Genomic DNA, 19759 nt, shown 5'->3' on the forward strand with positions numbered 1-19759 from the left:
GACGCCCGACGTGTGGAGCTGATGATGACTACGCCCGATCGCCAGGTCGTTGAGGCCCTGCGCTCCTCGTTGAAAGAGACCGAACGGCTCCGCCGCCAGAACAAGCGGCTCGTGGACGCTGCCAGGGAACCGATCGCCGTCGTCGCGATGGCCTGCCGGTTCCCCGGCGGAGTCCGGTCGCCGGAGGACCTGTGGCGGCTCGTCGCCGACGGCGCGGACGCGGTCACCGGCTTCCCCCGGGACCGCGGCTGGGATCTGGCGTCGCTGTTCGACCCCGACCCCGACGCGCCCGGCACCTCCTACGTCGACAAGGGTGCCTTCCTCGACGACGTCGCCGGGTTCGACGCGGAGTTCTTCGGCATCTCGCCCCGCGAGGCCCTGGCGATGGACCCGCAGCAACGTCTTCTCCTGGAGACGTCGTGGGAGGCGTTCGAGCGTGCGGGGATCGATCCGGAGTCGCTGAAGGGCAGCAGGGCCGGGGTCTTCGTCGGCACCAACGGACAGGACTACGTCAACCTCCTGCTCGACGGCGAGGAGAACGTCGAGGGCTACCTCGGCACCGGCAACGCGGCCAGCGTCGCCTCGGGCCGCCTCGCCTACACCTACGGCCTGGAGGGCCCGGCGGTCACCGTCGACACGGCCTGCTCCTCGTCGCTGGTGGCGCTGCACATGGCCGTCCAGTCGCTGCGGTCGGGGGAGTGCTCCCTCGCGCTGGCGGCCGGGGTGACGATCATGTCGACGCCCGGGGCGTTCATCGACTTCTCCCGGCAGCGCGGCCTGGCCCCCGACGGGCGCTGCAAAGCGTTCGCGAACGCGGCCGACGGCACCGGCTGGGGCGAGGGCGTCGGCGTGCTGCTGGTGGAGCGGCTGTCGGACGCCCTAGCGAACGGCCACCCGGTGCTCGCGGTCGTGCGCGGCTCGGCCATCAACCAGGACGGCGCGTCCAACGGGCTCACCGCGCCCAACGGTCCTTCGCAGCAGCGGGTCATCCGGGCCGCCCTGGAGAACGCCGGGCTCTCCTCCCAGGACGTCGACGTCGTCGAGGCCCACGGCACCGGGACCACCCTGGGCGACCCGATCGAGGCGCAGGCGCTGCTGGCGACGTACGGGCAGGAGCGGGAGACGCCCCTCTGGCTGGGCTCGGTGAAGTCGAACATCGGCCACACCCAGGCCGCCGCCGGTGTGGCGGGGGTCATCAAGATGATCCTGGCGCTCAAGCACGGTCTCCTGCCGAAGACCCTGCACGTGGACGCCCCCTCACCGCACGTCGACTGGACCGCCGGATCGGTGGCGCCGCTGACCGAGCCGGTGCCGTGGCCCGCCGGGGACCGCCCGCGCCGGGCCGGGATCTCGTCGTTCGGTTTCAGCGGGACGAACGCGCACACCGTCATCGAAGAGGCCCCCGCCGTGGCGCCCGCCGCTCCCGGGGTCGCCGGGCCGGTGGTGCCGCTGATCGTGTCGGCGGGTTCGCCCGAGGCCCTCCGGGACATCGCCGCCGGGCTGCGGGGTGTGCGGGCGCCGCTGGCCGACGTCGGCCACTCGCTGGTCACCACCCGCGCCATGCTCGACCACCGGGCCGTGCTGATCGACGGCGCCGAGGTCGCGCGCGGGGTGACCGGTTCCGGTGACGGCCGCGTGGTCATGGTGTTCCCCGGCCAGGGGTCGCAGTGGGCCGGGATGGCGGCGGAACTGCTCGACACCGCGCCGGTGTTCGCGGCCCGGATGGCCGAGTGCGCCGAGGCGCTCGCGCCCTATGTGGACTGGTCGCTGCTGGACGTGGTGCGCGGCGGTTCGCTGGAGAACGTGGAGGTCGTGCAGCCGGCGTTGTGGGCGGTGATGGTGTCGCTGGCCGAGCTGTGGAAGTCCTATGGCGTGACGCCCGCAGCCGTGGTCGGTCATTCGCAGGGTGAGATCGCCGCCGCATGTGTGGCCGGGGCGCTGACCTTGGCTGATGCGGCTGCCGTGGTGGTGCTGCGGGCCAGAGCGCTGCGTCCGCTGGCCGGGCGCGGCGGCATGATGTCGGTCGCGCTGCCCGCCTCGGCTTTGGCGTTGGACGACCGGCTGAGCGTCGCCGTCGTCAACGGGCCTTCGTCGGTCGTGGTGTCGGGGGATGTCGAGGCGCTGGAGGAGCTGCGGGATCGCATCGACGCGCGCACCCGGATTCTCCCGGTCGACTACGCGTCGCATTCGCATCACGTGGAGGAGATCCGCGAGGCGGTGCTGACCGCGCTGGCGGGGATCTCGCCGCGCGCTTCCGAGGTGCCGCTGTTCTCGACGGTGACCGCCGAATGGCTCGACACGTCGTGCATGGGCGCGGAGTACTGGTACGAGAACCTGCGCAAGACCGTGCGGCTGGAGGAGGCCGTGCGGGCGCTCGCCGCCCAGGGGTTCAGCGCGTTCGTCGAGGTCAGCCCGCATCCGGGGCTCGTCGTCGGCATCCAGGAGACCCTGGAGGAGATCGACGACGCCCCCGCCGTCGTGGGCACCCTGCGCCGCGACGACGGCGGGCTCGCCCGCTTCTACGCCTCCCTCGGCGAGGCGTGGGCCGCCGGGGCGCGGGTCGACTGGACGGCCGCCTTCCACGGCGGCGCCCGGGTCGACCTGCCGACCTACCCGTTCCGGCGGCAGCGCTACTGGCCCACCCCGGCCGAACCCGTCGTGGCCGTCGAGGACGCCGCCTTCTGGGAGGCTGTCGAAACCGCCGACCTCGACGCCCTGGCCGCCCTCGACGTCGAGGTCACGGGCGGGCTCGGCGACGCGCTTCCGGCGCTGTCCGAGTGGCGGCGCCGCCGCAGGCGGGTGAGCGGCACCGACAAGCTGCGCTACACCGTCACGTGGAAGCCGGTCGTGTTCACCGGCCGTCCCGCCGGGCCCGTCCTCGTCGTCGGCGGTGAGCCCGGCCTGGTGGAGACGCTCGGCCGTCACGTCGACCTGGTGACCGAGCCGTGCGACGGCCTCGCCGGAGTGATCTCCTTCGCCGCTTTGGACGACTCCCGCGAGCCCGGCCACCCCTCGACACCCGCCGCGTTCGCCGCGACCCTGCGGCTCGTCCAGGAACTCGGCGCGACCGGGATAGACGCCCCGCTGTGGTGCGTCACCAGGGGAGACGCGCCGGAACAGGCGCTCGTCTGGGGCTTCGGCCGGGTCGTCGCGCAGGAGCACCTCCAGCGCTGGGGCGGCGTCGTCGAGATCCCCGAAACCTTCGACGACCGGGCCGCCGAACGCCTCGCGTCGGTGATCGCCCAGTCGGCCGAGCAGGAACTCGTCATCGGGACGACCGGCGTCACCGCCCGGCGCCTGACCCGCGCCCCTCTCGGACGGCGCGAACTGCCGGTGCGGACCCCCTCGGGCACCGTGCTGATCACCGGCGGCACGGGTGCGCTCGGCGCGCAGGTGGCCCGCTGGTTCCACGAGCGCGGGGCGACCGGCCTGCTGCTGGTCAGCCGGTCGGGCCCCGCCGCGCCGGGCGCCGCCGAACTGGCGGAGGAACTCGGCGCGACCGTGGTCGCCTGCGACGTGTCCGACCGCGACCAGCTCGCCGCGCTGCTGGCCGAGCACCCGGTGACCGGCGTCGTCCACACCGCCGCGATCCTCGACGACGCCGTCGTCGACGACCTCACCCTCGACCAGGTCGACCGGGTGCTGCGCGTGAAGGCCGACGCGGCCGTCAACCTGCACGAACTCGTCGGCGACGTCGAGTTCTTCGTCCTGTTCTCCTCGTTCGCCGGGTCGTTCGGCGTCGCCGGTCAGGGCAACTACGCCCCCGCCAACGCCTTCCTCGACGCCCTCGCTCTGCACCGCCGCTCGCTCGGCCTCAGGGCCACCTCGATCGGCTGGGGACACTGGGGCGGCGGCGGCATGGCCGACGGCGGGGTCGTCGAGGAGCAGATGAAGCGCCGCGGCGCCAAGTCCCTCGACCCCGAGGCGGCCCTCACGATCCTCGGCCAGGCCATCGACGCCGACGAGACCTTCCTGGCCGTCGCCGACATCGACTGGGACAACCTCACCCACGTCTTCGCCTCCGCGCGTCCCGTCCCGTCGCTCACCGACCTGCCGGAGATGCGCCGCATCCTCGCCGCCGCCCAGGACGACGCCGTCTCCGCCCTGCGCGGCCTCCCGGCGGCCGAGACCGGACGGCGCCTGCTCGACCTGGTCCGCACCCACGTCGCCGGCGTGCTCGGACACACCGGCCGCGACGCGGTCGCGGCCGACCGGGCGTTCAAGGAACTCGGCTTCGACTCGCTCACCGCCGTGGAACTGCGCAACCGCCTCGGCGCCGCGACCGGCCTGCGCCTGGCCTCGACGCTCGTCTTCGACTACCCGACCCCGGCTGCGCTGGCCCGGCATCTGACCGGCGAACTGCTCGGTAGTGATGATGGGATTGCGGTCGCCCAGGTGAGCGCCGTGGACGGCGATCCCATCGCGATCGTCGGAATGAGCTGCCGGTTCCCCGGCGGCGTCGCCTCACCCGAGGACCTGTGGCGGCTCCTCGCCGACGGCGGCGACGCCATCGGTCCGTTCCCGGAGGACCGTGGCTGGGACCTGGCCGACCTCGCCGGGCGCTCCCACTCCCTCGAAGGCGGCTTCCTGTCCGGAGCGGCCGATTTCGACGCGGCGTTCTTCGGTATTTCTCCGCGTGAGGCGCTGGCGATGGACCCGCAGCAGCGCTTGCTGCTGGAGACGTCGTGGGAGGCGCTGGAGCGGGCCGGGATCGACCCGTCGTCGCTGAAGGGTTCGTCCACGGGCGTCTTCGCCGGGACCAACGGCCAGGATTATGTGAACCTGCTGCTCGACGGCCCCGAGGCCGAGGGTGGTTACGTCGGCACCGGCAACACGGCGTCGGTGCTGTCCGGGCGGGTGTCCTACTCGCTCGGCCTGGAAGGCCCCGCCGTGACGGTGGACACGGCCTGTTCGTCGTCGCTGGTCGCGTTGCACATGGCCGCGCAAGCGCTGCGGCAGGGCGAGTGCACCCTTGCCCTGGCGGGCGGGGTGACCGTGATGGCCACGCCGGGCCTGTTCCTGGAGTTCTCCCGCCAGCGCGGTCTCGCCGCCGACGGCCGCTCGAAGGCCTTCGCGGCCCAGGCCGACGGGGCAGGGTTCTCCGACGGTGTCGGCGTGCTGGTGCTGGAACGCCTCTCCGACGCGCGGGCGAACGGGCACGACGTGCTGGCGATCGTCCGGGGCTCGGCGGTCAACCAGGACGGCGCCTCCAACGGCCTCACCGCCCCGAACGGCCCGTCCCAGCAGCGGGTGATCCGCCAGGCGCTCGCCTCGGCCGGTCTCGACGCTGCACAGGTCGACGTCGTCGAGGCCCACGGCACCGGCACCGCGTTGGGCGACCCGATCGAGGCCCAGGCCCTCCTCGCGACCTACGGCCAGAACCGGCCCCGCCCCCTGGGGCTGGGCTCGATCAAGTCGAACCTGGGCCACACGCAGGCGGCGGCCGGCGTGGCCGGTGTGATCAAGATGGTCCTGGCCATGCGCCACGGTGTACTCCCGCGCACCCTGCACGTCGACGCCCCCACCCCGCACGTCGACTGGTCTTCGGGCTCGATCGACCTCCTCACCGAAGCCGCGCCTTGGCCCGAGACGGGCGCTCCCCGGCGTGCGGGCATCTCATCGTTCGGCATCTCCGGCACCAACGCCCACACCATCATCGAACAGGCCCCATCCGCAGACCCTGTCGCGGCCCCGCCTTTCACCGGCCCCCTGGCCTGGCCCATCACAGCCGCGACCGCGACCTCCCTCCGCGACCAGGCCGCCCGCCTGACCGAGGCCCTCGAAGCGGACCGGGCGTTTGAAGCAGACCTGGCGCCTAGAGCGGGTCAGGCATTTGAGGCAGACCGCGCGATCGGCGCGGACCAGGCGCTCGGAGCAGACCTGGCGCTTGAAGCAGACCTGGCGCTTAGAGCGGGTCAGGCACTTGAAGCGGACCGGGCGACCGGAGCGGACCGGGTGATAGGGCCGGGCACAGCTGCGCGGATTCCGGGCGTCGGCCCTGCCACGCTGCCGCCGGGGCGCGCGGTCGCCCTCGCCCGCGCTCTGGCCACCACCCGGGCCGCTCTCACCGAGCGCGCCGTCGTGGTCGGCGCCACGGAAGAAGAGCTCCGCGAGGGGCTCGCCGCCGTCGCGGCTGGCCGCACCGCACCTTCGGTCATTTCCGGTACGGCTACCGCCGGACGCATGGCCTTCCTCTTCACCGGCCAAGGTTCCCAGCGGGCGGGCATGGGCCGCGAACTCCACGAGACCTTCCCCGCCTTCGCGCAGGCCTTCGACGAGGTCTGCGCCCAGCTCGACGTGGCCGCGCTGGCCGGCCTTTCCGGATCGGCCCACGCCCAGCCGGATAGTCGGCATTCGGGTGCGGATGCGATCGGCGACGCGGATGTCGGTGTTTCCGGGTCGGCTCATGCCCGGCCCGATGGTGAGGTCCGGGGTGCTGATGCGGTCGGCGACGCTGATGTCGGTGTGTACAAGTCGGTTCGTGCCCGGCCGGGTGGCCAGAATTCGGGTGCGGATGCGTTCCGTGACACGGGTGTCGGTGTTTCCGGGTCAATTCATACCCGGCCTGATGATGCGGTTCCCGGCGCGGATGCAATCGGCGACGCAGGTGTTGGCGTATCGGGGTCGGTTCGTGCGCGTCTGGATGTGGCTGCTGCCATCGCGACGGGGGAAAGTCTCGACGAGACCTGGGTGACGCAGCCGGCGTTGTTCGCGTTCGAGGTTGCCCTCTACCGGCTGGCCGAGTCGTGGGGGGTGCGGCCCGACTTCCTGGCCGGGCACTCCATTGGCGAGATCGCTGCCGCGCATGTGGCTGGAGTGCTGTCGCTCGAAGACGCGTGCACGTTGGTGACGGCTCGGGGTGCGCTGATGCAGGCGCTTCCGGCCGGGGGCGCGATGGTTGCCGTACAGGCCACACATGGCGAAATTTCGCCTGACGTGGACATTGCCGCCATTAATGGTCCGCAGTCGGTGGTCATCTCCGGGCCCGAGGACATCGTGGACGCCGAGGCTGCTCGGTTCACCGCGATGGGGCGCAAGACCAAGCGGCTCACGGTCTCGCACGCGTTCCACTCGCGGCTGATGGACCCGATGTTGGAGGACTTCCGCAGGGTGGCGGAGTCGCTCACGTACAACCAGCCGGAGATTCCGATCGTCTCCGGGCAGCTCGCCGACGTCGCCGACCCCGGCTACTGGGTCGACCATGTCCGGGAGGCGGTGCGGTTCGCCGAGGGGATCTCCTGGCTGGAGGCCGAAGGGGTCACCCGGTTCGTCGAGATCGGGCCCGAGGCCGTTTTGACCGCGATGGGGCAGGAGTGCGTCGAAGGCGAGCACGCCTGGATTCCGCTCGTGCTGGCCGGGCGGGAGGCCCGGGCGGCCGTCGAAGGGCTCGCCCGGCTGCACGTCTCCGGCGCTCCGGTCGACTGGGACGCCGTCTATCCGGCGGGGCCCCGGGTCGAGCTGCCGACCTATGCCTTTGAGCGGCGCCGCTACTGGCCCGCTCCGACGGCCCGTGCGGGTGACGTCGCCGGGCTGGGGCTGGACGCCGCCGGGCATCCGCTGCTCGGCGCGGCCGTCGCGCTCGCCGGGGGTGGGACCGTGCTCACCGGGCGGCTGTCGGTGCGGACACAGCCGTGGCTGGCCGACCACGTCATCCACGGCCGGATTCTGCTGCCGGGCACCGCGTTCGTCGAGATGGCGACCCGGGCCGGTGACCAGGCGGGCTTCGGGGTGCTCGACGAGCTCACCCTCGAAGCGCCGCTGATCCTGCCGGAGCAGGGCGGCGTGTCGGTCCAGGTGACCGTGTCCGGCACCGAAGTGGCGATCTTCTCCCGTGGCGACGACACCGCTGAGTGGACCCGCCATGCGGTGGGCGTCCTGTCGGCGGAACCCGCCGCGACGCGGCCCGCCGACCGGCCCGAGGCCGACCCGATCGACCTCACCTCCCTCTATGACGACGCCGCCGCCGTCGGGCTCGGTTACGGCCCGGCGTTCCAGGGGCTGCGCGCCGCCTGGCGGGTGGGCGACGACATCTGGGCCGAGGTCGTCCTGCCCGACGACGTCGACGCGCGGGGCTACGGGCTCCACCCGGCCCTTCTCGACGCGACTCTTCACGCCATTGGTCTGGGTGGGTTCGTCCGCGACCCGTCGCGGGGGCACCTGCCCTTCTCCTGGAACGACGTCACCCTCCACGCGACGGGCGCCCGCGCCCTGCGGGTGCGCCTCTCCCCGGCGGGTACCGACGCCGTCTCCCTGCACGTCACCGACCTCGACGGCGGCCCCGTCGCCACCGTCGGCGCGCTGATGCTCCGCCCGGTCACGGCCGAACAGCTCGGCGGCACCCCGGGCACCATGTTCGGCGTCGACCTGGTCGAGGTCACCACCACGGAGGACGTCGAGGCGACCGCCGCCCGCGTCGGCACGCCCCACGAGGCGCTCGCGCTCATCCACGACTGGCTACCCCGAACGGGCACCCTCGCCCTGGTGACCGACGGCGCGGAGACCGACCCCGACCAGGCCGCCGCCTGGGGCCTGGTCCGCACGGCCCTGGCCGAGAACCCCGGCCGCTTCACCTTGATCGACGGCCTGGCCACCGAGCCGACCTCTGGTCGGTACGAGGGCCTAGCCGAGGGGAGCTCCAGTCGGTCCGCGCAGGTCGACGGCCTGGCCACCGAGAGGGACTCCGGCCGTTCCGCGTTGATCGACGGTCTGGTCGCCGGTTCGCCTGACGACAGCTCTGGTCGGTCCAGGCTCATCGACGGCGGTTCCGGTGGGCTGGTGCGGGTGCCGAAGGGGGAGCCGCAGGTCTTCCTCCGGGACGGCAAGGTCTTCGTGCCCAGGCTGGTCCGGGTGCCGGTGTCGCAGGCGCGTCCTGTTTTCGGGGATGGCGTCATCGTCATCACCGGAGGGTCGGGGGCGCTGGCGGGGCTGGTCGTGCGGCATCTCATCGACGTTCAGGGTGTCGGTGATCTGCTGCTCATCTCCCGCACGGGTGGGGGACCCTCAGGGCTCGGCGTGCGGACCGCCGCCTGTGATGTCACCGACAAGGGCGCTCTCGCGGCGCTGCTCGCCGGGGAGAACGTCGCCGGGGTGATCCACGCCGCCGGAGTGCTCGACGACGGGCTGGTCTCGGCGCTGACCCCCGAACGGCTCGACGCCGTGCTGGCCGCCAAGGCCACCGCCGCGCGGAACCTCGACGAGGTGCTGCCCGACGTGCCGCTGTTCGTACTGTTCTCCTCGGTCGCCGGAGTGCTCGGCGCGGCCGGGCAGGGGAACTACGCCGCCGCCAACGCCGCCCTCGACGCGCTCGCCGCCCGCCGCCGCGCGCAGGGACGGCACGCGGTCTCGCTCGCCTGGGGCATGTGGGACCACGGCATGGTCGCCGGGCTCGACGCCGCCGGCCGGGCGCGCATCGCCCGTAACGGGGTCGCTCCGATGGCCGCCGATCACGCCCTCGCCCTCTTCGACGCCGCTCTGGTCAGTGACCGGGCGCTGCTGGTTCCGGCCCGGATCGATGCCACGGTGCTGCACGCCGCCGGGGGAGTGCCGGGAGCGTTGCTGTCGGGGCTGGTGCGCCCCGCTCGCCGTCAGGTCGCCGCAGCGTCGCCTTCGACCGGGGATCTGCTCGGGCTGGTCAGGGCGCAGGTCGCGCTCGTGCTCGGGCATCGTGACGGCGACGACGTCGCGCCCGATCGGGCGTTCTCGGACCTCGGGTTCGACTCGCTGACCGCGGTCGAGCTGCGCAACCGGCTGGCCTCGGTCACCGAGATCCGGCTTCCGGCGACGCTGGTCTTCGACTATCCGACGCCCGCCGCGCTGGCGGCGCATCTGGAGGAGAAGCTCTCCGGTACGCGCAGGCAGGTCGAGACACGCACGGCCACCGACACGGACGAACCCATCGCCATCGTGGGCATGAGCTGCCGCTATCCCGGCGGGGTGCGGTCGCCCGAGGATCTGTGGCGGCTGGTCGCCGAGGGCCGCGACGGCATCACCGAGTTCCCCGTCAACCGGGGCTGGGACGTGGACGCGCTCTACGACCCCGACCCTGGGCGCACCGGGAAGACGTACACGAAGAAGGGCGGTTTCCTGCACGACGCCCCCGGCTTCGATGCCGCCTTCTTCGGTATCTCGCCGCGTGAGGCCCTCGCGATGGACCCGCAGCAGCGCCTTCTGCTGGAGGCGTCGTGGGAGGCGTTCGAGCGGGCTGGGATCGATCCGGCGGCGCTGAAGGGCTCGATGACCGGGGTGTACGCCGGGATCATGTACCACGACTACGCCTCCCGGCTGCCCGCGCTGCCCGACGGGGTCGAGGGGTATCTCGGCACCGGGAACTCGGGGAGCGTGGCGTCGGGGCGGATCGCGTACACCTTCGGGCTCGAAGGGCCTGCGGTCACCGTCGACACGGCGTGCTCGTCGTCGCTGGTGGCGCTGCACCTGGCCGTGCAGGCGATCAGGCGCGGGGAGTGCACGATGGCGCTGGCGGGCGGTGCGACCGTGATGTCCACCCCGTCGACCTTCGTCGACTTCTCCCGCCAGAAGGGCCTGGCCGCCGACGGCCGCTGCAAGTCGTTCGCGGCCGGGGCCGACGGCACCGGCTGGTCGGAGGGCGTCGGCATGCTGCTCGTGGAGCGGCTGTCCGATGCGGTGCGCAACGGCCACGAGGTGCTCGCCATCGTCCGAGGTTCGGCGGTCAACCAGGACGGCGCCTCCAACGGCCTCACCGCCCCCAACGGCCCGTCTCAGCAACGGGTCCTCCGGCAGGCCCTCGCGGGCGCCGGGCTGCGCCCCGACCAGGTCGACGCGGTCGAGGCTCATGGCACCGGCACCGTCCTCGGCGACCCGATCGAGGCCCAGGCCGTGATCGAGGTGTACGGCGGGACCCGTCCCCACCCGCTGCGGCTGGGCTCGGTGAAGTCGAACCTCGGCCACACCCAGGCCGCCGCCGGAGTGGCGGGCGTCATCAAGATGATCATGGCGATGCGCCACGGAGTTCTCCCGCGCACCCTGCACGTCGACGAGCCCTCTCCCCACGTCGACTGGTCGGCCGGCGCCGTCGAACTCCTCACCGAGCCCACCCCCTGGCCCGAAACGGGCCAGCCCCGCCGCGCCGCCGTCTCGTCCTTCGGCATCGGCGGCACCAACGCCCACACGATCATCGAACAGGCCCCCGAACCCACAGGCACTTCCTCTTCCGGTACGCCCCTGCTCCTGTCGGCCAAAACCAAGGAAGCCCTGCGGTCACAGGCCGAGCAACTCCAGGGAGCTCTGGCCGAAGAGCGCAACCTGGCCGCTCTGGCGGAAGAGGCCGCTCTGGCCGACCTCACGCACACCCTTGCCACCCGCCCGCTACTGGGCGAACGCGCCGTCGTCACCGCCACCGACCGGGCCGCAATCCGCGCAGCCCTGGAGGCCCTGGCCCACGGCGACGATCACGTGGATGTCGTCACTGGCACGGCCGGCCACTCGAAGATCGCTTTCCTGTTCACGGGCCAGGGCGCCCAGCGCGCTGGAATGGGCCGCGAACTCTACGACGCCTTCCCGGTCTTCGCCGAAGCCTTCGACACGGTCCGCGAACAGCTGGAGGCGGCCACGTCAGTCGTGGATGGCAGCTATGGCGGTTCGTCCGGGATCGTCGGCCCAGAAGTAATGGGCGCCAATGGCGGCTTCGGCGTTGAGACATTCGGCCAGACCCCGGTCTTCGGCCCAGACGCGTCGGGTGTCGCCGGTGGCGTCGGCGAAGGCACTCCTGGTGTGGCTGGCACCTCAGATCTACGCACGGCCAGTGTGGATGGCGCTTTTAACGCGGGCGTGTCCGGCGTGGCCGGTGGCTCTGATGGGGGCGGCCAGGGTTCTCCATCCGGGCCTGGTCGTCTCGATGTCGCCGGGGCGGTTTTCGCTGGTGAGCGGCTCGATGAGACCTGGGTTACGCAGCCCGCGCTCTTCGCCTTCGAGGTCGCTCTCTTCCGGCTGCTGGAGTCGTTCGGCGTTCAGCCCGACTACCTGGCCGGGCACTCCGTCGGTGAGCTGGCCGCTGCTCACGTCGCCGGGGTCCTCTCGCTGGAGGACGCCTGCACGCTGGTGACGGCGCGGGGCGCGCTGATGCAGGCGCTTCCGGCAGGCGGTGCGATGGTCGCCGTTCAGGCCGCACATGCCGAAATTTCGCCCGACGTGGACATCGCCGCCATAAACGGCCCGCAGGCAGTGGTCATTTCAGGGTCAGAAGACGCCGTTGAGGCCGAGGCTGCGCGCCTGAGCGCGATGGGCCGCAAGACCAAGCGGCTCACCGTCTCGCACGCGTTCCACTCCCGCCTCATGGACCCGATGCTGGAGAATTTCCGCCGGATCGTCGAAGGGCTGAGCTTCCACGAGCCGCGCATCCCGATCGTCTCCGGCCCGGGAACGGCCGACGTCACCGACCCCGGCTACTGGGTCCGGCACGTCCGTGACACCGTGCGCTTCGCCGAGACCGCCGAATCGCTCGCCGGCGCGGGGGTGACCACGTTCGTCGAGGTCGGGCCCGACGCGGTCCTCGCCGCGCTGATCGACGGTGCGGTGCCCGCCATCCGCAAGGGGCGGCCCGAGCGGGACGCCCTGGTCGCCGCCCTGGCCAGACTGCACACCACGGGCGTCAAGGTCACTTGGCCCACGACAGGCCGTCGCGTCGCTCTGCCGCCCTACCCGTTCGAGCACGAGCCCTACTGGCTGGAGGCCCCCGCCGGTGCCGGGGATGTCACGGCGGCGGGGCTCGCCGCCACCGGGCATCCGCTGCTGGGCGCCTCGGTGGCCGTCGCCGACGGCGGGCTGATCCTCACCGGGCGACTGTCGACGCACCTCCACCCCTGGCTGGCCGATCACGTCGTCGGCGGCGAGGTCGTCGTACCGGGCACTGCCATCGCCGAGCTCGCGCTGCACGCCGCCGCCCAGGTGGGCTGCGCGCTCGTCGAGGAGCTCACGCTGGAGACGCCCCTCTACGTGAGGGGCGCGGTGCAGGTCCAGGTGGCGGTGTCCGAGCGGAACACGGTCACCGTGCACTCCCGGATCTCCGACGACGACCCGTGGACCCGTCACGCCACCGGCCTGCTCGCCGCCGAGGCGCCCCACGGCACCCCCATCGGCGTCTGGCCGCCCGAGGGTGCAGTGCCGATCGAGCTCGACGACCTCTACGACCGCATGTCGCGCGGCGGGCTCGACTACGGCCCGGCCTTCCGGGGCGTCACCGTCGCCTGGTCGCGCGACGGCGACGTCTACACCGAGGTCTCCCTTCCCGGCGGCGACGGATACGGCCTGCACCCCGCCCTGTTCGACGCCGCCCTGCACGGCGTCGCCCTCTTCGACGACCTGGCCGGTCTGCCGTTCTCCTGGTCGAACCTGTCGCTCCACACGGCGGGCGCGCGGTCTCTTCGGGTACGTCTCACTCGCGCCGAGGGCACCACGATCGGCCTGTCCGTCTGGGATGAGCACGGCCACCCGGTCGCGACCGTCGGTTCGCTCACCCTGCGCGCCCTCACGCACCGCCCGGTCGACTCGCTCTACCGCCTGACCTGGGTCCCGGTCACCGGCGAGACCGACACCGACGTCGACCACGTGACGGTGGCATCCGCCCATGATGCTCTCCAGCTCGTACAGGAACGACTGCGGGCGGACACCACGGCCAGGCTGGCCGTGCACAGCGCCGACGCCGCCGTCTGGGGTCTGGTCCGGTCGGCCGAGACCGAGAACCCGGGGCGGTTCGTCCTGGTCGACGGCGATGGGCCGATCCCGGCGGGGGAGCCGCAGGTCTCCTTCCGCGACGGCGTCGCCCACGCTCCCCGATTGGTCAGGGCGTCGGTTCCGGCGGGGGTCCCCACGCCCGTCGACGGGCCGGTGCTCGTCACCGGTGGGACCGGGGCGCTCGGGCGCGTCGTGGCTCGTCATCTGGTCGAGCGGTACGGAGTCCGGGAGCTCATCCTGGTCTCCAGGTCGGGCGGTGCGGTCGAACTCGGGGTCGACGCCCAGGTCACGGTCATCGCCTGCGACGCCGCGGACCGGGACGCCTTGAACCGAGCCATAGGAGGGCGACGTCTGGCGGGGGCCGTACACGCGGCGGGTGTTCTCGACGACGGCGTGATCGAGCAGCTCGACGGCGAGCGGCTGGCGCGGGTCATGCGACCCAAGGCGGAGGCCGCGCGCAACCTCGCCGAGCTCGTCGGCGACGGGTTCCTGGTGCTGTACTCCTCGATCGGCGGGGTGATCGGTGCGGCGGGGCAGGCGAACTACGCCGCCGCCAACGCCGCCCTCGACGCGCTCGCCGAGGAGCGCCGCGCGGCCGGGCGGCACGCCGTCTCGCTGGCCTGGGGCCTGTGGGAGTCCGGCATGGCCGGGACCCTGACGGACGACGACCGCGAGCGCATCGCCCGCGCCGGGATCGCGCCGCTGACCGACGACGAGGGGCTCGCCCTGTTCGACGCCGCGCTCGCCTCGGACGAGGCGGTGCTGATCCCCGCCAAGATCGACCCGGCCGCGCTGGCCGCCGGTGGGGGAGTGGCGGGGGCGCTGCTCCGGAGCCTGGTCCGGCCGCGCCGGGCGGTGAAGAACACGGCCGTCAAGCCGCCCGCCGACGAGGCCGAGGTGCTCGCGCTGGTCCGGACGCAGGTCGCGCTGGTGCTCGGGCACCGGGACGCCGCCGTGGTCCGGGTCGACCAGGCGTTCACCGAGCTCGGGTTCGACTCGCTGACCGCGGTCGAGCTGCGGAACCGGCTCAACGCGGCGACCGGGCTGCGGCTGCCGGCGACGCTGGTGTTCGACTTCCCGACCGTCGAACTACTCGCGGCCTACCTCAAGAAGCAGCTGCTCGGCGAGTCACAGGAGCGGGTCCGCACGAAGACCGTCGCGTCCGACGAGCCGATCGCGATCGTCGGCATGGCCTGCCGTTACCCCGGCGGGGTCGCCTCGCCCGAGGACCTGTGGCGGCTGGTCGCCGGGGGGCACGACGGCATCACCGAGTTCCCGGCCAACCGGGGCTGGGACGTGGACGCGCTCTACGACCCCGATCCCGGGCGGGTCGGGAAGACGTACACGAAGCAGGGCGGTTTCCTGCACGACGCGGGCGAGTTCGACGCGGCGTTCTTCGGGATCTCGCCCCGTGAGGCGCTGGCCATGGACCCGCAGCAGCGGCTCCTGCTGGAGACCTCGTGGGAGGCGTTCGAGCGGGCCGGGATCGACCCGCGCGCGATGCGCGGCTCGCGGACCGGCGTGTTCACCGGCGTGATGTACCACGACTACGCCTCACGGCTGTCGGCGCTGCCCGACGGCAGCGAGGGCTACCTCGGCACCGGCAACGCGGCCAGCGTCGTGTCCGGTCGCGTCTCCTATGTCTTCGGGCTGGAGGGCCCGGCGGTCACCGTCGACACGGCGTGTTCGTCGTCGCTGGTCGCCCTGCACTGGGCCGCCCAGGCGCTGCGCAGCGGCGAGTGCGAGATGGCGCTGGCCGGTGGCGTGACCGTGATGGCCACCCCGGCGGCGTTCCTCGACTTCAGCCGCCAGCGCGGCCTCTCGGCCGACGGCCGCTGCCGCTCGTTCGCGGCCGGAGCCGACGGTACGGGCTGGTCGGAGGGCGCGGGCATGCTCCTCGTCGAACGTCTCTCCGACGCGCTCGCCCACGGCCACCCGGTGCTCGCGGTCCTGCGCGGCTCGGCGGTCAACCAGGACGGCGCCTCCAACGGCCTGACGGCGCCCAACGGCCCCTCGCAGCAGCGAGTGATCATGGCCGCGCTCGACAACGCGGGGTTGGCCCCCGCTGACGTCGACGCCGTCGAAGCCCACGGCACCGGCACCACCCTGGGCGACCCGATCGAGGCCCAGGCCCTCCTCGCGACCTACGGTCAGGACCGCCCCGAACCGCTCCGGCTGGGCTCCCTGAAGTCGAACATCGGCCACACACAGGCGGCCGCTGGCGTCGGCGGCGTGATCAAGATGGTCATGGCGATGCGGCACGGGGTCCTGCCCAAGACCCTGCACGTGGACGAGCCCTCCCCGCACGTCGACTGGTCGGCCGGATCGGTGGCGCTCCTGACCGAGGCGGCCACCTGGCCCGAGACGGGCCGCCCGCGCCGGTCCGCGGTGTCGTCGTTCGGCTTCAGCGGGACCAACGCCCACGCCGTCTTGGAAGCACCGCCCGCTTCCGGCATGACGCCCGCTTCTGGCATGTCGACCGGGCCGGATAAGGCGCCCGTTTCGGATATGCCGCCCGTTGATGTTCCGTGGCTGCTCTCGGCCAAGTCGCCCGAGGCGTTGCGAGCTCAGGCCGCGCGCCTCCGCGACCACCTGCCCGCCGACGCTTCCCCGAACGGGGTCGCCCAGGCGCTCCTGACCACCCGGGCCCACCACGAATACCGGGCCGCCGTGCCCGCCGGCAGGTTCGACCTTCTCGACATCCTCGCGGCGGGTGGCGAGGCTCCGGGCGTGGTCCGGGGTCGTGTACGTCCAGAGCTCCGCCTGGCCTTCCTCTTCACCGGCCAAGGTGCGCAGCGGACGGGCATGGGGCGCGGCCTCTACGACCGCTTCCCCGTGTTCGCCGAGACGTTCGACCTGGTCAACGGCCACCTCTCTGGGAAAGCCGACAGCAGCGGATCTCTTGATGAGACCGGGGTCGCGCAGCCTGCGATCTTCGCGTTCGAGGTGGCGCTCTACCGCCTCCTGGAGTCGTTGGGCGTCAGGCCCGAGGTCGTGGCCGGGCACTCGATCGGGGAGATCGCGGCCGCCCATGTCGCCGGGATCCTGTCGATGGAGGACGCCTGCACACTCGTGTCCGCCCGTGCCTCGTTGATGCAGGCGCTTCCGGGCGGTGGGGCGATGGTCGCCATACAGGCCACGTCAGGCGAAATTTCGGGAAATGTCGACATCGCCGCCATCAACGGCCCCCGCTCCGTCGTCATCGCCGGCCCGGAAGACGCCGTTCTCGCCGAGGCCGCCCGCTTCGCCACCACCAAGCGCCTCAAGGTCTCGCACGCCTTCCACTCCCGCCTGATGGACCCGATGCTCGAAGAGTTCCGCCAGGTCTGCGAATCACTCACCTACAACGAACCGGTCATCCCGTTCGAGGGCGGCAGGGACGCCGGCTACTGGGTGAGGCACGTCCGGGACACGGTCCACTTCAAGGACACGATCGAGCGGCTGGCCGGGCACGCGTTCGTGGAAGTCGGGCCTGACGCGGTGCTCACCGCGATGGCCGCCGACTGTCTCGACGACCCCGCCCTCCTGGTCCCCACGGCCAGGCGCGACGGCGACGAGATCGCCGACTTCCACACCGCCCTCGCCACCCTCCACACCCACGGTGCGAAGGTCACCTGGCCCGTCGTCGAAACCCCGCGCGTCGACCTCCCCACCTACGCCTTCCAGCGCACGACCTTCTGGCCCACCGGCGAGCCCGCCGCCACCCCCGGATCCCACCCGCTCCTCGGCGCCGAGATCGACCTCGCCGACGGCGGCAGTGTCACCTCGGGACGCCTGTCCCTGAGCACCCACCCGTGGCTGGCCGACCACCTGGTCATGGGCCAGGCCGTGGTCCCGGGCGCGGCGCTGGTCGAGATGCTGCTCGACGATCTGGTGGAGGAACTGACCCTTGAGGCGCCATTGGTCGTGCCTCAGGCGGGAGCCGTACAGATCCAGATCTCCAAGGAGGCGCCCGACGGCGCCGGGCGGTGCGCGGTCGCGATCCACTCACGCACGGGGGACGACTGGACCCGGCACGCCTCGGGCGTCGTCGCCCCGGCCACCGCCGCGCTCGGCGCCGACCTGACCGTCTGGCCGCCGCCGGGCGCCGAGCGGGTGACGATCGAGGGCGTGTACGACGGTCTCGCCGCCGCCGGGCTCGAATACGGCCCGGTCTTCCAGGGACTCCAGGCGGTCTGGCGGCGCGACGACGAACTGTTCGCCGAGGTCGCCCTCGACGGCGAGGCGGGCGGCTTCGGCCTCCACCCCGCCCTGCTCGACGCCGCCCTCCACACGATCGCCGTCACCGGCGGCCCCGCCCGCCTCCCGTTCTCCTGGACCGACGTCGCCCTGCACACCCGCGGTGCGACCGCCGCCCGGGTGAGGATCGCGGCGACCGCCGACGACACCTACGCCATCGACCTGGCCGACACCGAGGGGCGGCCCGTCGTCTCCATCGGCGCGCTGGCCCTGCGCCGGATCGCCGCCCCCGACGCGCTGTTCCAGGTCGACTGGATCCCGGCGGCTCCGGCCGAGACGCTGACCGCGACGACGATCCACCCGGCGACCGCGTCCGAGGCGCTGGCCGAGGTGCAGAACCGGCTGCTCGACTCCGGCGACGGCCCGCTGGTGGTCGCCACGCGGGGTGCGTTCGCGGGGAACCTCGACGCCGCCGCCGTCTGGGGGCTCGTGCGGGCCGCCGAGTCGGAGCATCCGGGCCGGTTCGTGCTGGTCGACGGCGACGGGCCGATCCCGGCCGGCGAACCGCAGGTGGTGTTCCGCGACGGCGCGGCGTTCGTGCCCCGGCTCGCCCGCGCGGCAGCCGCTCCCGGGCAGGTCACCGGCCGCATCCTCATCACTGGCGGCACGGGCGCGCTCGGCGCGGCCCTGGCCCGCCACCTGGTCCGCAACCATGGTGTACGCGACCTCGTCCTGGTCTCCCGCACCGGCCACGCCCCCGAACTGCACGGTGAACTGACGGCGCTGGGCGCGGCGGTGACGATCGCCGCCTGTGACGTCGCCGACCGCACCGCACTGGCCGGTCTGCTGGCCCGCCACCCGATCGACGGCGTGATCCACCTGGCCGGGGTGCTCGACGACGGCGTCATCGAGTCGCTCACCCCCGAGCGCCTGGAGACCGTCTGGCGCCCCAAGGTCCAGGCGGCGGTCAACCTGCACGAGCTCGCCGGAGACGTCGGCCTGTTCGTGCTGTTCTCCTCGCTCGCCGGGGTCATGGGCGCGGTCGGCCAGGCCAACTACGCCGCCGCCAACGCCGCCCTCGACGCCCTCGCCGAACACCGCCGCGCGCAGGGGCTCCCCGGCCTCTCGCTCGCCTGGGGCCTGTGGCGCCAGGACGGCGGCATGACCGGCCACCTCGACGACGCAGCGCTCGCCCGGATGGCCCGCGCCGGGGTCGCCCCGCTCACGACCGAAGAGGGCATGGCCCTGTTCGACGCCGCGCTCGGGGCCGACCGGGCGCTGCTCGTCCCGGCCCGGATCGCCTTCGGCCCGGCCGACGAGGCACCGCCGATCCTGCGTGGGCTGGCCCGGCCGGTCAGGAAGCGGGCCGAGACCTCCGGGTTCCGCGACCGCATCGCCGGACTGCCCGAGGGGGAGCGCGACCGGCTGGTGCTCGAACTGGTCCGCACCCACGTGGCCGGGGTGCTCGGCCACGCCGGACCGTCGGCCGTGGAGCCGGGGCGCCCGTTCATGGAGCAGGGCTTCGACTCGCTCACCGCGGTCGAGCTGCGCAACCGGCTCGGCGCGGCCACCGGGCTCCGGCTGCCCGCCACGGTCATGTTCGACTATCCGTCGCCGCTCGGCCTGGCCGGGCACCTGTCGGCCCGCCTGACCGACGACGGCCCCGGCGGCACCCCCGCCCTGGCCGATCTCGACCGCCTGGAACTGCACCTCGCCGCGATGTCCGCCGACGAGATCGACCGGGCCGGGATCGCCGGGCACCTCCAGGCGCTGCTCGCCCGCCTCGCCCCCGCCGAAGTCGAGACCTCGGAGCAGCTCATCGGTGACACCGACGATGATCTCTTCGATTTCATCGACAAGGAATTCAGCTAGT

General features: G+C 72.9%; 1 protein-coding gene. It reads left to right on the forward strand.

The annotated features are described in order from the left end of the window. The first annotated feature begins 24 nt into the window (after positions 1-24). A complete protein-coding gene (locus ACYQ78_RS05985) occupies positions 25-19758 on the forward strand; it encodes a type I polyketide synthase (RefSeq protein WP_459799656.1) in 19734 nt (6577 codons plus the stop codon). The last annotated feature ends 1 nt before the right edge of the window (position 19759 follow it).

It is taken from the genome of Herbidospora sp. RD11066 (assembly GCF_054661255.1).

Coding starts and splice junctions, on each gene's coding strand:
- ACYQ78_RS05985 (WP_459799656.1), top strand. CDS start 25: ATGACTACGCCCGATCGCCAGGTCGTTGAGGCCCTGCGCTCCTCGTTG.